Raw genomic sequence first — 15,625 nt, 5'->3', positions numbered from 1 at the left:
CCTGGTGGAGATCCTCAACCCGGCCCGCTCGCAGGCCCGGCACCCGCTGTTCCAGGTCATGCTCTCGTTCCAGAACACCGGTGAGGCCACCTTCACGCTCCCCGGCCTGGAAGTCGCCGGCGTGCCCCTGGATGTGGTGACCGCCAAGTTCGACCTGCACCTCAACCTGACCGAACGCCTCGGCGCGGACGGCGCGATCGACGGTATGACCGCCGAATTCGCCTACGCCACCGACATTTTCGACCCCACCACGGTGTCGGCATTCGCGGACCGCCTGGTGCGCGCACTGACCACCATCGTGCTGGAGCCGGCCACCCTGGTCGGCGATATCGAACTCCTCGACGATCTGGAGCGCCGCCGCGTGCTGCGCTCCTGGAACGCCACCGAGTACGACGTCACCCGGGTCGCCCTCGCGGGCCGCAAGTCCGATGCGGACGTGACGCTCGCGTCCATGTTCGCGGTACAGGCCGCACAGACGCCGAAGGCCCCGGCCGTGGCGTTCGAGGGGACAGCTCTGTCCTACGGCGAGTTCGCGTCCCAGGTGAACAGGCTGGCCCGTCACCTCATCACCACGGGCGTCGGACCGGATTCGCTTGTCGCCCTTGGCATGCGCCGCTCGCTCGACCTGGTGATCGGCATGTACGCCGTTATCGCCGCCGGTGGCGCGTACGTGCCCCTGGATCCGGATCATCCGGAGGAGCGCAACCGCTACGTCCTGGACACCGCACGGCCGGTGCGGGTACTCACCACCGCCCGCGACGGTTTCGACGCCGGTGCGCGCACCCTGCGCATCGACGAGATCGAGCTGTCCGCGTACTCGGACGCCCCGGTCACCGACGCGGATCGCATTGCGCCGCTGCGTGAGTCGAATACCGCGTATGTCATCTTCACCTCCGGCTCCACCGGCCGCCCGAAGGGTGTGGCGGTCAGCCACGCCGCCATTGTCAACCGCCTGGTGTGGATGCAGACCGAATACGGCCTGTTCGACGACGATGTGGTGTTGCAGAAGACCCCGGCCACCTTCGACGTGTCGGTGTGGGAGTTCTTCTGGCCCTTGCAGGTTGGCGCACAGCTGGTCGTCGCCAAGCCCGATGGCCACCGTGACCCGGCCTACCTGGCCGACCTCATCACCGAATACGACGTCACGACAGCGCATTTCGTGCCGTCGATGATGTCGGTGTTCGTGGCCGAGGCCAAGTCCGCCGAGTGTGTCTCGCTGCGACAGGTTTTCGCCTCCGGTGAAGCCCTGCCCGCACCGACCGCGCACAAGCTGCTGGAGATCACCGGCGCGCAACTGCACAACCTGTACGGTCCGACCGAAGCCGCCGTCGACGTCACCTATCACGAGGTCACGGCCGCCGACACGCTCTCCGTGCCGATCGGCCGCCCGGTCTTCAATACCCGCGTGTACGTGCTGGATTCGCGTCTGCACCCGGTCGCCCCGGGTGTCGCGGGTGAGCTCTACCTCGCGGGCGCACAGCTGGCACGCGGCTATGTGGCGCGCCCGGAGCTGACCTCCGACCGCTTCGTCGCCGATCCGTTCCACGCCGGTCAGCGCATGTACCGCACCGGCGACCTGGTGAAGTGGACCGGCGCCGGCGAACTCGACTACCTCGGCCGCACCGACTTCCAGGTGAAGCTGCGCGGTCTGCGTATCGAACTCGGTGAGGTCGAATCCGCGCTCACCGCAATCGATTCCATCGCCCAGTCGGTGGTCGTGGTGCGCTCGGATGATCGCCTCGGCGATCAGCTGGTCGGCTATGTCATCCCCGCCGCCGGACGCACCATCGATGTGGAGGGTGTGCGCGCCGAACTGCACGAGGCCCTGCCCGGCTATATGGTTCCGGCCGCCTTCGTCATCCTGGAAGCCTTCCCGCTCAATGCCTCCGGCAAGCTGGATCGCAAACAGCTGCCCGCACCCGTCTTCGAGGCCAAGGTCTTCCGCGCGCCCTCCACCCCGATCGAGGAGATCGTGGCGGGCACCTTCTCCGATGTCCTCGGGGTCGGTCGCGTCGGTGTCGACGACGACTTCTTCGAACTCGGCGGCAACTCGCTCATCGCCACCCAGGTCACCGCCCGCCTCGGCGCGGCCCTGGATATCCAACTGGCCGTGCGCGATCTGTTCGAAGCCTCCAGCGTCTCGGCCCTCGCCGCACGCGTGGAACGGCATGCCGGTTCCGGCCGCACCCGCCCGCGCCTGATCGCGGGGGAGCGCCCGGACAACCTGCCGCTGTCCCCGGCACAGGCGCGCTACTGGTTCCTGAACCAGTTCGACACCAGCACCTCGGCCGTGGACAACATTCCGCTCGCGGTCCGCCTCACCGGTGCGCTCGATCTCAATGCCATGGGCCTGGCCATCGGCGATGTGATCAGCCGCCACGAGGTGCTGCGCACCGTCTACCCGCAAGCGCAGGGTGGTGGAGCGTCGGTGGACGGCCCGCACCAGGTGATCCTGCCCGCCACCCAGACCGACCTCGGTCTGGTGCCGGAACCGGTCACCGAGGGCGAATTGCTCGGCAAGGTCATCGAATTCGCCATGACCACCTTCGACGTCACCGTCGAGGTGCCCCTGGCGGTCAAGCTGTTCCGCATAAGCGACAGCGTGACCGAAGAGCATGTACTCGCCTTCACCGTGCATCACGTCTCCGCCGACGGCTCCTCCATGGGCCCGATGGCGCGCGACGTCATGGCCGCATACGTGGCCCGCGCCAATGGTGAAGCGCCGCAGTGGACTGCGCTGCCGGTGCAGTACGCCGACTACGCGCTCTGGCAGCGCGCGGTACTGGGCTCCGAAGACGACTCGGAATCGCTTGCCGCACAGCAGGTCTCCTACTGGACCCGGGCGCTCGCCGAGCTGCCGGATCAGCTGGAACTGCCCACCGATCGCCCGCGCCCGCCCGCGCAGTCGTTCCACGGCAAGGCCCTGCGCTTCGATATCGATGCCGAACGCCATGCCAAACTGCACGAACTGGCGCGCGCCAATAACGCGTCGCTGTTCATGGTCGTGCACGCGGCGCTGGCGATTCTGCTGGCCCGCCTGTCCGGCACCGACGACATCGCGGTCGGCACCCCGATCGCCGGTCGTGGTGAGCGTGAGCTCGACGACCTCATCGGCATGTTCGTGAACACCCTGGTATTCCGCACCAAGATCGACCCCGCGGTGCCGTTCGCCGATGTGCTGGCCGAGGTCCGCGAACGCGACCTGGAAGCCTTCGCCAATGCCGAGGTGCCGTTCGAGCGCCTGGTCGAGGTGCTCAACCCGGTCCGCTCCAATGCCCGCAATCCGCTGTTCCAGGTGGGTCTCTCGTTCCAGAACCTGGCCGAGACCGCCTTCGAACTGCCCGGCCTGCACGTGAGCGCGGTCCAGTTCGAATCGCAGCTGGCCAAGACCGACCTGCACGTGACGCTCTACGACCGGTACACCGATGACGGTGCGCCCGCCGAGATCCTCACCGAATTCGGTTACGCCACCGACCTGTTCGACGAAACCACCGTGCGTGCCTTCGCCGACCGATTCCTGCGGGTACTCGACGCGGTACTCGCCGACGCCGGCATCACCGTGGGCGATATCGACCTGCTCGACGCCACCGAGAACGACCGAATCCTGTTGCACTGGAACGACACCGCACAGGATGTCGAGCAGGTGTTCCCGGGCGGCGCGCAAGCCACCCTGGTCTCACTGCTCGATGCGGCCGTCGACTCCGACCCCAAGGCGGTGGCCATCGTGGCCGATACCGCCGACGGCGTCGAGAACCTGACCTACGCCGAACTCGACGCCCGGGTCAACCGTCTCGCCCGCGAGCTCATCGCCCGTGGCATCGGCACGGAAGACCGTGTGGCGCTTGCCATCCGCCGCTCCACCGACCTGGTCGTGGCCATGTACGCCGTGGCCAAGTCCGGTGCCGCGTACGTGCCGATCGATCCCGATCAGCCCGCCGACCGCACCGGCTACATCCTCGAAACCGCCGCTCCCGCAGTCGTTCTGACGACCGGCCGGGATGCCTTCGAGTATGACTCGACCGAAGTGCTGAAGATCGATGAGCTGGATCTGTCCGAGTACTCGGCCAAACCGATCACCGCGCAGGAGCGAGTGCGTGAGCTGACGTCCGCGAATACCGCGTACATCATCTTCACCTCCGGTTCGACCGGTCGCCCCAAGGGTGTGGCGCTGCCGCACGCGGCCGTGGTGAACCAGTTGCTGTGGAAGGTCACCGAATTCGGGCTCGATCCGGCGGATGCGGTGCTGCTCAAGACCGCCGCCACCTTCGACCTTTCGGTGTGGGAGTTCTGGTCCGCCGTCGCCTGTGTCGGCCGACTGGTTATCGCACAGCCCGATGGACACAAGGACCCGGCGTACCTGAACGAGCTCATGGCTCGCGAATGGGTGACCACCCTGCACGTGGTGCCGTCCATGCTGGACGCACTGCTCGCGGATGGTCTGCCGGATTCGCTGTGGCGGATTCTCGCTATCGGTGAGGCGCTGCCCGGACCGCTGGCCCAGCGGGTGCTGCGGGAGCGTCCGCGCACCGAACTGTTCAACCTGTACGGCCCGACCGAGGCTGCCGTCTCCATCACCAACCATCGCGTGAGCGCCCAGGACCAGGTGTCCGTCTCCATCGGCTCGCCCGAGTGGAACAGCCAGGTCTACGTGCTGGACGCGCACCTGCGCCCGGTGCCGGTCGGCGTCTCCGGCGAGCTGTACCTCGCCGGCACACAGCTGGCACGCGGCTACTACGGTCGCGCCGATCTGACCGCGGATCGCTTCGTGGCCAACCCCTTCGCCGCCGGTGCGCGCATGTACCGCACCGGTGACCTGGTGGCCTGGAATGCCAATGGCGAGTTGGATTACCGGGGCCGCACCGACTTCCAGGTGAAGATCCGTGGCTTCCGAATCGAGCTCGGCGATATCGAGTCCGCCCTGCTGCGCCGGCCCGGCGTGTCCTCGGCCGCCGTTGTGGCACACCAGGATTCGGCGCTCGGCGACCGCCTCGTCGCCTACGTCGTCGGTACCGATGGCGAAATCGACAAGCAGGCCCTGCAATCCGCGCTCGCGGCGGAACTCCCGTCGTACATGGTGCCGGCGGTCTTCATGCCCCTGGACGCCCTGCCGCTGAACGCCAACGGCAAGCTGGACCGAAAGGCGCTGCCGGAGCCCACCTTCGAGAAGGCGGTCTTCCGCGCACCCGTCACCCCGATCGAGCAGATCGTGGCCGGTGTCTTCGCGGATGTACTGCATATCGAGAGCGGTCGCATCGGCCTCGACGACGACTTCTTCGCCTGGGGCGGCAACTCACTGCTCGCCACCCAGGTCGCCGCGCGCCTCGGCGAGGCACTGAACACCCGGGTGCCGGTGCGCCTGATGTTCGAGGCCTCCACCGTCGCCGCGCTCGCGGCCCGGGTCGAGCACGACGCCGGTGCCGGTCGCAAGGCGCTCACCGCGGGCGCGCGCCCGGAACACATTCCGCTGTCGCTCGCGCAGCAGCGCATGTGGTTCCTCAACCGCTTCGACAGCCAGTCCGCGGCCTACAACGTGCCGGTCGCGGTGCGCCTGTCCGGTGCACTCGATATCGAGGCCATGCGCGCCGCCATCACCGATGTCGTTGCCCGCCACGAGATTCTGCGCACCATCTACCCGCAGACCGAACAGGGTCCGGTGCAGGTCATCCTGCCCGCCGCCCAGGCGGTCCCGGAGCTCGAGGTCCGCACCGTCACCGCCGATGAGGTCACCGGCGCCGTGGTGGCCCTCACCTCGACGGTCTTCGACGTCACCACCGAGGTGCCGCTGCAGGTGGCGCTGTTCCGCATCGGCGACGACAGCTCCACGGAATACGTTCTGGCCCTGGCGATTCACCACATCTCCGGTGACGGTTCCTCGGTCGCACCGCTGACCCGCGATCTGATGATGGCCTACGCCGCCCGCTCCATGGGCGACGCGCCGGGCTGGTCCAAGCTCGCGGTGCAGTACGCCGACTACTCCATCTGGCAGCGCGATCTGCTCGGCAGCGAGGACGATTCGGAATCGCTGTCGGCCAAGCAGGTCGCCTACTGGAAGACGGCCCTGGCCGAGCTCCCGGACCAGCTGGATCTGCCGTCCGATCGGCCGCGCCCGGCGGTGCAGACCTTCGCCGGTGACCGGGTCGAGGTACGCATCGATGCCGAAACGCACCGTGCGCTGGTGCATTTGGCGCGCGCCGAGGGTGCGACGCTGTTCATGGTCGTGCACACCGCGCTCGCGGTCCTGCTGGCCCGCCTCTCGGGCACCGACGACATTGCCATCGGCACCCCGATGGCCGGTCGCGGCGAGGCCGTCCTGGACGACCTCATCGGTATGTTCGTCAACACCCTGGTGTTCCGCACCCGGGTCGATGCGGCCGCGCCGTTCACCGAACTGCTGGCCCGTCAGCGCGAGACCGATATCCAGGCGTTCGCCAATGCCGACGTGCCGTTCGAGCGCCTCGTCGAGGTGCTCAACCCGGTGCGCTCCACCGCCCGGCATCCGCTCTTCCAGGTCGGCCTGTCCTTCCAGAACCTGGCCCAGTCCAGCCTGGAACTGCCCGGTCTGACTGTGTCCGGTCTGGATATCGACACCCAGATCTCCCAGTTCGACCTGCACCTCATCGCCACCGACCGATACGACGAGACCGGCGCGCCGGTCGGTATCACCGGCCTGTTCACCTACGCCACCGACCTGTTCGATCAGGCGACCGTGCAGGGCTTCGTGGACCGGTTCGTGCGACTGCTCGACGCGATCACCACCGCACCGCGCACCGCGGTCGGCGATATCGAACTGCTGGCGGCCGACGAGCGCGCCGAACTGGTGCTGGCGCGCAATGCGACCGCACACGAGACCGATCGGGCCGCGACCCTGGTGTCGCTGCTCAATGCCACCGTGGCAGCCATTCCGACCGCAGTCGCGTTGATCGGCCCGGACGGTGCGGTGCTCACCTACGCCGAGCTCGGTGCTCGGGTGAATCGCCTTGCGCGGCACCTGATCTCGATGGGTGTCGGCCCGGAGTCCCGGGTCGCGCTGGCGCTGCGGCGTTCAGTGGACCTCGTGGTGGCCATGTACGCGGTCTCCGTCGCCGGTGGCGCGTACGTGCCGGTCGACCCGGATCAGCCGGCCGAGCGCACCGACTACATTCTCGAGACCGCGGCACCGGTCTGTGTACTCACCAATGCCGAAGCCCGCTTCACCACCGAGGCCGCACCACTGGTGCGCCTCGATCAGCTGAGGCTGGAATCGGTTGCGGTGGAAGCGATCACCGATGCCGAGCGGGTCGCGCCGCTGCGGCCGACGCATACCGCGTACGTGATCTTCACCTCCGGTTCGACCGGCCGCCCGAAGGGTGTGGCGCTGCCGCACGCCGCAGTTACGAACCAGTTGCAGTGGAAGACAGCGGAATTCGCGCTCGGCGCGGATGACGCCGTGCTGTTGAAGACCGCCGCGACCTTCGACCTCTCGGTGTGGGAGTTCTGGTCGGCCGCCGTGTGTGGTGGTCGCCTCGTTATCGCCTCGGCCGACGGCCATCGCGATCCGGGATACCTGAACCAGCTCATGGCTCGCGAATTGGTCACCACACTCCATGTGGTGCCGTCCATGCTGGACGCGCTTCTCACCGAATCCGGTGGGGCACTGACCGGTTCGCTGCGCCGGGTGCTCGCCATCGGTGAAGCCTTGCCCGCGACCGTGGCGCAGCGTTTCCGCACGGCCAACCCGGCCGCGGAGCTGTTCAACCTCTACGGTCCGACCGAGGCCGCCGTCTCCATCACCAACCACCTGGTCACCGATGCCGACAAGGGCTCGGTCTCCATCGGCCTGCCCGAGTGGAACAGTCAGGTGTACGTGCTGGATTCGCGCCTGCACCCGGTCGCCGCCGGTGTCTCGGGTGAGCTCTACCTGGCGGGCGCGCAGCTGGCACGCGGCTACTACGGCCGCAGCGACCTGACCGCGGATCGCTTCGTGGCCAACCCCTTTGCCACCGGCGAGCGTATGTACCGCACCGGCGACCTCGTCGCCTGGGCGGACAATGGTGAGCTGGAGTACCGGGGCCGTACCGACTTCCAGGTGAAGATCCGCGGTTTCCGTATCGAGCTCGGTGAGATCGAGGCCGCACTGCTGGCCATGCCGGAGATCGCGCAGGTCGCGGTGCTCGCCAAGTCCGACAAGCGCACCGGTGACCGTCTGGTTGCCTACCTGGTGCCATCCGATCCGGCTGCGGGCGTTGAGGTTTCGCACGCCAAGGCGGTCCTGTCGGCGGGTCTGCCGTCGTACATGGTCCCGTCGGCGTTCGTGGTCCTGGACGCGTTGCCGTTGAATGTGAACGGCAAGCTGGATCGAAAGGCATTGCCGGAGCCCGAGTTCGAGACCACGGCCTTCCGTGCGCCGTCCACTCCGATCGAGGAGATCGTGGCGGGCGTGTTCACCGAGGTTCTCGGTACCGAGCGCGTGGGTGCGGATGACGATTTCTTCGCTCTCGGGGGTAATTCGCTGCTGGCCACGCAGGTCGCGGCTCGACTCGGTGCGGCGCTGGACTCGCGAGTTCCGGTGCGGACCCTGTTCGAGGCGTCCACCGTCGCCGGACTCGCCATCAAGCTGGAGCTGCACGCGGGCAGCGGGGATCGTCAGCCGCTCGTACCGCAGCAGCGTCCGGCCTCGGTGCCGCTGTCCCTGGCACAGCAGCGCATGTGGTTCCTCAACCAGTTCGACACCACCTCGGCGGCCTACAACATCCCGGTCGCCGTCCGCCTCACCGGTGAACTCGATACCGACGCGCTACAGCGCGCCGTCGCCGATGTGATCGGCCGCCACGAGACCCTGCGGACCATCTACCCGCAGGTCGACGGGGCCGCCTCGCAGGTGATCGTGCCTGCCGCACAGGCGATTCCGGATCTCACCCCGATCGATGTCTCCGCCGAATCGGTGCGCGACCGGATCGCCGAGCTCATCTCCACCGGATTCGACGTGACCGCCGAGGTTCCATTGCGGGCCAAGCTGTTCCGCGTTGAAACCGCACCCGCCGCCGAAGTGCTCGGCGCGCACGAATCCGTCGTGCTGGATGTGGCCGATGCCTTCGCGGCCGCGACCCTGCGCGCGGTCGGCGCACACGCCGCCAGCGCACTGAGCCCGGTCCCGGTGGCACCGCCCAAGCCGGTCATCGAGCATGTGCTCGTCTTCGTCGCCCACCACATCAGCGCGGACGGCTGGTCCATGGGCCCGCTCACCCGCGATGTGATGATCGCGTACGCGTCCCGCGCCGCCGGGGTACAGCCGGGCTGGGCTCCCATGCCCGTGCAGTACGCCGACTACTCGATCTGGCAGCGCGCGATCCTCGGCTCCGAACAGGATCCCGAGAGCCTCATCTCCGGACAGGCCGACTACTGGCGGACCACCCTCGCGGACCTGCCGGACGAGCTCAACCTGCCCTCGGATCGCCCGCGCCCCAACACGCAGTCGTTCCGCGGCGGCAAGGTGCACTTCCCGATCGGGGCCGGGCTGCACCGCGGTCTGCAGGCCATCGCACGTGAGCAGAACGCCACCATGTTCATGGTCGTTCATGCCGCGCTCGCGGTGTTCCTGTCGCGCCTGTCGGGCACCGCGGACATTGCCATCGGTACGCCCATCGCCGGTCGCGGTGAGGCCGAACTCGACAATGTGATCGGCATGTTCGTCAACACCCTGGTGCTGCGCACCGAGGTGGACCCGGATCTGACCTTCGCGCAACTGCTCTCGCGCGCCAAGGACGCCGACCTGGGTGCCTTCGCGCACGCCGATATCCCGTTCGAGCGACTGGTGGAGGTGCTCAACCCGGAGCGCTCCACCGCCCGCCACCCGCTGTTCCAGGTGGTGCTGTCCTTCGAGAACCTGCCGGACAGCACCTTCGAGCTGCCCGGATTGCGGGTCGCCGCCGTCGAATTCGAGAACGACACCGCGAAATTCGATCTGTCGCTGACCATTACCGAGGCCGGTGCCGCGGGCGAGGGCATGTACGCCGAATTCGCCTACGCCCGTGACCTGTTCGACGACGCCACGGTGCAGAAGTTCGCGCAGCGGTTCACCCGCCTGCTGGAGCAGATCACCGCGCGGCCGCAGCTGCCGGTCGGCGACCTGCAGCTGTTGTCCGCCGCCGAACGCGCGGATCTGCTGTCCCGCAATGGCGGTGCGGCGGTCGAGCCCAGGACGCTGCCCGAGATCATGGCCGCCGCCGTGGCCGCCAACCCGGTCGGCGAGGCCGTCGTCTTCGACGGTCAGGTGCTCGGATACGCGGAGCTGGATGCCGCGTCCTCGCGACTGGCGCGCATGCTCATCGAGCGCGGTGCGGGACCGGATATGCGGGTGGCCGTTGCCATTCCGCGCTCCTTCGAATCTGTGCTCGCGGTATGGGCGGTCGCCAAGGCCGGTGCGGCATTCGTGCCCGTCGATCCGGCCTACCCGGCCGATCGCATCGCGCACATGATCTCCGATTCCGGTGCGGTACTGGGTATCACCCGCAGTACCGAACTGGACGCGCTGCCGCCGGTGGCGAGCCTGGCCGGCTGGATCTCCCTCGACGATCCGCTGACCATCGCCGAGATCGGATCGCATTCGCCAGCGGCGGTATCCGATGCCGAACGGTGGGGGGTCATCCGGCCCGCGCACGCCGCCTACGTCATCTACACCTCGGGTTCGACGGGTCTGCCCAAGGGTGTCGTCGTCACCCACGCGGGTCTGGCGAACTTCGCCCGCGAACAGGTTGAGCGCTACCGCCTCGACTCCTCTTCGCGCGCACTGCATTTCGCGTCTCCGTCGTTCGACGCCTCCATCCTGGAGCTGCTGCTGGCGCTCGGCGCGGGTGGCACGCTCGTAGTGGTGCCGCCGGGCACCTATGGTGGCGACGAACTCGGTGGGCTGATCGCTCGCGAGCGGGTCAGCGTCGGCCTCATCACGCCGTCCGTGCTGGCCTCCCTGGAACCGTCGCAGCTGGCGGGCATGGAGGTCATCATCGCCGGTGGTGAGGCGGTCTCCGCGGATCTGGTGGCCAAGTGGTCGGTGGCTGTGTCCAACAAGAACGGGGTGCATGGGCCGCGGCGCTTCCACAATGCCTACGGTCCGACCGAGGCCACCATCGCCACCAATATCTCCGATGCGCTCGCGCCCGGCGACAAGGTCGTCATCGGTGGACCGGTGCGCGGTATGCGGGCACTGGTGCTCGACCACCGTTTGCAGCCGGTCGCCGAGGGCGTCGCGGGTGAGCTGTACGTGGCCGGTCTCCAGTTGGCGCGCGGCTACCACGCCCGCCCGGGCCTGACGGCGGAGCGCTTCGTCGCCAACCCGTACGAAGCGCAGGGAGGTGGAGCGGAACCCGGCCAGCGGCTGTACCGCACCGGTGACGTGGTGCGCTGGACGCGCGATGCCAAGGGCGCTCCGGTCGTGGAGTACGTGGGCCGTAATGACTTCCAGGTCAAGGTGCGCGGCTTCCGTATCGAACTCGGCGAGATCGACGCGGCGCTCATGGCACACGAGACCGTGGACTTCGCGGTCACCATCGGCCACAAAACCGATGTGGGCACCACCATGCTGGCCGCCTATGTGCTGCCCGTCGCCGGTGCCGTCATCGATATCGCCGCGCTGACCGAGCATGCCGCCGCGCGTCTGCCGGAGTACATGGTGCCCACCGCCATTACGGTGCTGGACCAGATTCCGCTGACCCCGGCGGGCAAGCTGGATCGGCGTGCCCTGCCCGAACCGGTGCTCGCCCCGCGCGAATTCCGTGCTCCGGTAAGCGATATCGAGGCCACCATCGCCGAGGTCTTCGCCGAGGTGCTCGGGGTCGACCAGGTCGGCGCGGACGATTCGTTCTTCGCGCTCGGCGGCGACTCGATCCTGTCGATCCAGCTGGTGTCGCGGGCCAAGGCGCGCGGCATCCTGTTCAGCCCGCGCGAGGTCTTCGAGAAGCGCAGCGTGGCCGGACTGGCCGAAATCGCCGTGCTGGGTGGGGATAACGAACAGCAGCGCCTGGCGGAACTGCCCGGTGGCGGGGTCGGCGATATTCCGCTGACACCGATCATGACGGCGATTCTGTCGAGTGGGTCCACGTACCAGCGGTTCTCGCAGTCCATGGCCCTGCGCCTGCCGGACAATATCGACCGGTCGATCCTGGTCGGCACGCTGTCCGCGGTCTTCGACCACCACGATGTGCTGCGTTCGCGCTTGCGCGGAAGTGAAGCTGCCGGTTGGGAATTCGAGGCCCTGCCGCGCGGCGGCGTCGATGTCGATGCCCTGGTGCATCGCGTCGAGGTCGCGGCCGACATCACCGATGCCGAGCTGTCTCGTGTCGCGAGTGCCCAGCTCGACACCGCGCTGGGCAAGCTCGACCCGGCCAATGCCGCCATGATCCAGTTCGTTTGGTTCGCCTTCGGTGCAGGCCGCCCGGATGTGCTGCTCGTCGCCGCCCACCACTTCGTGGTCGACGGCGTCTCCTGGCGCATTCTGATCCCGGACTTCGCGGTCGCGTGGTCGCAGCTGGCCTTCGGTCAGCCGGTCGCGCTGCCCGCCAACGGCACCTCCATGCGGCGCTGGGCACACGCCCTCGTCGACGCGGCCTCCGCACCGGAACGCGTTGCGGAGCTGCCGTTCTGGCAGGGCGTGGTCGGCACCGCCGATCCGCTGCTCGGCGCACGCGACTTCGATCCGGCGGTGGATACCTTCGCCACGGTCGAACGCGTCGAGGTCACGGTCCCGGCGGCGGTCACCGATGCGGTGCTCACCTCCATTCCGGGCCGCTACCGCGGTGGCGTGAACGACGGTCTGCTCTCGGCCCTGGCCATGGCGGTCGCGCGCTGGCGCGGGGACGGCAGCGATGCCGCCCTCATCAAGCTCGAGGGTCACGGCCGTGAAGAGGAAGTCGTCGCCGGCTCGGATATTTCGCGCACCGTCGGCTGGTTCACCAGCGCCTACCCGGTCCGCCTGGACCTGGCCGGAGCCGACCTCGACGATGCCTTCGCGGGCGGAAAAGCCCTGGGCGACATCGTCAAATCGGTGAAGGAGCAGCTGCTTGCCGTGCCCGACAAGGGCCTCGGCTTCGGTCTGCTGCGCTACCTGAACGACGAGACCGCGCCGCAGCTGCGCAGTGTCGGGCAGATCAGCTTCAACTACCTGGGGCGCGTCTCCACCGGTGAAGTGCCGGAACAGCTTTCGGAGCTGGGCTGGGTGCCGGTCGCCGACCTCGGGCAGCTGGACGCGGACATGGATCTCGATATGCCCGCCAACGCGACGCTCGATATCAATGCGATCGTCACCGATGGTGAGGACGGCCCGCAGTTGGGCGCGGCCTTCGCCTTCCCGACCGGACTGCTCTCGCGCGAGCGGGTGCAGGAGTTCGCCGACCTGTTCGTGGCGGCGCTGACCGCGCTGGCCGAACACGCCAAGCGGCCGGACGCCGGTGGGTACACGCCGTCGGATATGGCGCTGGTCAAGGTGACTCAGAGCGATATCGAAGGCTGGGAGCGGGCCTACCCGGCCATGACCGAGGTGTGGCCGCTCTCGCCGCTGCAATCCGGTCTGCTGTTCCAGGCGCTGATCTCGCAGAGCCGTCAGGCCGTCGACGTCTACACCATGCAGGCCGTCCTCGACCTGCACGGCGTGGTGGACACCGAGCGGCTACACGCGGCCGCGCAGGCCATTGTCGACCGCTACCCGAGCCTGCGGACCGCGTTCGTCACCGACGCCGCGGGACAGGCGCACCAGGTTGTGCTGGATCGTGTCGAGGCGCCGTGGTCGATTGTCGATCTCACCGATCTGCCCGAGGCCGAACGGGTTTCGCGGATGCGGGAGCTGATCGACGCCGATCGCGGACGGCACTTCGATATGGCCGCCGCGCCGCTCATGCGATTCACGCTGTTCCGCACCGCGGCTGAGCAGTGGAACCTCGTGATCACCACCCACCACATCCTGGTGGACGGCTGGTCCATGCCGCTGCTCATGCGCGACCTGCTGGTGCTGTACGCGGTGCGCGGCGACCTGTCCGCACTGCCGCGCGCGGTCTCCTACCGGAACTACCTGGCCTGGCTGGCCGGGCGGAACCGCCAGGAATCGTTGCAGGCGTGGACGCGTGCGCTCACCGGAGTCTCCGAGCCCACCCAGCTCGCACCCGCCGGGCGCGCCGACGAACAGTACGAGATCGGGCGGCATGTGCTCGATATCGACGCCGAGCGCACCCGTCAGCTCAGCAAGCGGGCCGCGGAACTCAGCGTCACCGTGAACACGCTGGTGCAGACCGCGTGGGCCATCCTCATCGGAAGGCTCACCGGCCGTGGCGATGTCGTGTTCGGCGCGACCGTCTCCGGGCGCCCCGCCGACCTGGCCGGCGTGGAATCCATGGTGGGTCTGTTCATCAACACCGTGCCCGTGCGCATTCGCATCGACGACCGCCTCAGCATCGGCGGGCTGCTCGAGCGCGTACAGGTCGAGCAGGCCGACCTGCTGGATCACCACCACATCGGTTTGACCGAGATCCAGCAGATCGCCGGTGCCGGAGCGGAATTCGACACCCTGGTGGTGTTCGAGTCCTACCCGGTCGACAAGGACGCCATCGCCGCCGCCAGCTCCATCGACGGCATGTCCGTCGCCGGCGTCGGCATGAACGACGACACCCACTACCCGATGACGCTCGTGGTCATGGCCAACGAGACCATCGAAATCTCCATGCGCTACCTGGACACCCGCTTCACCGCCGACGAGGTCGAGACCCTCGCCGCCCGCCTGAACCGGGTCCTGGACGCGCTGCTGGGTGAACCGTCATCCCTGGTCGGCGACATCGATATCCTCGATGCCACCGAACGCGCCCGCATCCTCGCCGAAAGCTCTGTGACCCAGGCGGATTCGGCGGCGGAACCGGCACGCGTAGGTGCCCGCACCGTGGCGAACGTGCTCGCGGAAGTAGTGGAAGAAGACCCGCAGGCCCCGGCGTTGCTCGACAACGGCCAGGAACTCGCCTACCACGTCCTCGACCGCCGCTCCTCCCAGCTCGCGCGTCTGCTCATCGACCGCGGCGCCGGCCCCGGCGACATAGTCGCCGTAGCCCTGCCCCGCTCCGTCGATGCGGTGGTAGCGGTCTGGGCCATCCAAAAGGCCGGTGCCGCAACCCTCTTCGCCGACGGCCTCTCCTTCGGCGACATCCTCGCCGCCGGAGCCAACTTCGGCATAGCACAGGAACCCGCGGCCAGCTCCGTCCGCTGGCTCGTCCCCTCCGACCCGCAGGTCCAGGCGGACTTGACCTCTCGTCCCGCCCACCCGGTCACCTACACCGACCGAGTTCGCCCCCTGGCCGAATCCGATCCGGCCTTCGTCTACCGCAACACCACCGGCACCTGGGCCACCCTCACCCAGTCCGAATCCCTGGACCGAGCTACCGCTCTCCGCACCGAGAACGACATCGACTACGAATCGACCACCTTCACCCTGGCCACCACCGGCCTCCCCGCCGTAGACGAATTCCTCACCTCCGCCACCGCCGGCGCCCTCTCCGTCCTCCCCACCGAGGACCTGACCGCCGACCTGGAAGAAGGCGAAGTAACCCACTGGTTCGCCACGGTTGGCGACCCAACCGACGACGCCCCCGAAGAGGTCCGCATCATCACCGTGCCATAG

1 protein-coding gene (cut by a window edge) is annotated in these 15,625 nt (G+C 68.1%); it reads left to right on the top strand.

Translation table 11 applies throughout. The annotated features are described in order from the left end of the window. A protein-coding gene (locus GFY24_RS05740; RefSeq protein WP_153803895.1) for a non-ribosomal peptide synthase/polyketide synthase crosses the window boundary here: on the top strand, window positions 1-15,625 show its 3' portion. Its footprint begins 28,877 nt before the window's first position; the window shows 15,625 of its 44,502 coding nt (coding positions 28,878-44,502); its start codon lies off the left edge, out of view; the stop codon is at window positions 15,623-15,625.

It is taken from the genome of Nocardia sp. SYP-A9097 (assembly GCF_009649815.1).
GTDB lineage: Bacteria > Actinomycetota > Actinomycetes > Mycobacteriales > Mycobacteriaceae > Nocardia.
The sequence above is the reverse complement of the archived record's forward strand: the minus strand, read 5'-3'. Positions and strand labels throughout refer to the sequence as shown.